Below are 575 nucleotides of genomic sequence, written 5' to 3'. Positions count from 1 at the left end.
CGACCCTCAACCCGGTTCGGCGCCCTACACCGTGATCGACACCCCCCGTTCACACTCCATCTCCATCCCTTCCTACCCCACCCTCATCTCCCCCACAACCCCGTCCCACAACCTCTTCAACCCTCTCCCCTCCTCACCCACCTTATCCGCGCCCCACCCTCTACCCAACTCCATCCTCCCCCTACACACCTCACCCATCACCTCCTCCACTTCCTTCTTCTCACCCTCCCCACCCCCTTCCCTCCCCACCATCCCCACCCTGACATCCCCCAACTTCTCCCACTCCCCCTACAACCCCCCTCCCCCCACTCACCCCCCACCTCATCCACCCCCCCCCCCACCCTCCCCATCATCACCCCCTTCTCCCTCCACACTCCCACCCCCCCGACCACCACTCCCACGCCCACTCCCCCACACCCTTCCCTACATCACTGCAACTCTCGCACACCCCACATTCACTATTCTCCCCACCCCAATCGTTGATCACCACACCCCCAACCACATCCCCCCCCATTACACCACCGCCCACCTCCTCCACCCAATCAACCCCCCCCATCTCTACCCCCCCGCACTCA

At 64.3% G+C, this 575-nt stretch carries 1 protein-coding gene; it reads right to left on the bottom strand.

Features of this window, described 5'->3' with window-relative positions; genetic code table 11:
- Positions 1-72: 72 nt before the first annotated feature.
- The gene (locus FS507_RS19835; protein WP_186314741.1) at positions 73-273 is read right to left on the bottom strand and encodes a hypothetical protein; all 201 of its coding nucleotides are present in this window, start codon (positions 271-273) and stop codon (positions 73-75) included.
- Positions 274-575 lie beyond the last annotated feature (302 nt).

Source organism: Corynebacterium glyciniphilum AJ 3170 (assembly GCF_007673095.1).
In the GTDB taxonomy this organism is placed as follows: Bacteria; Actinomycetota; Actinomycetes; order Mycobacteriales; family Mycobacteriaceae; genus Corynebacterium.
The sequence above is the reverse complement of the archived record's forward strand: the minus strand, read 5'-3'. Positions and strand labels throughout refer to the sequence as shown.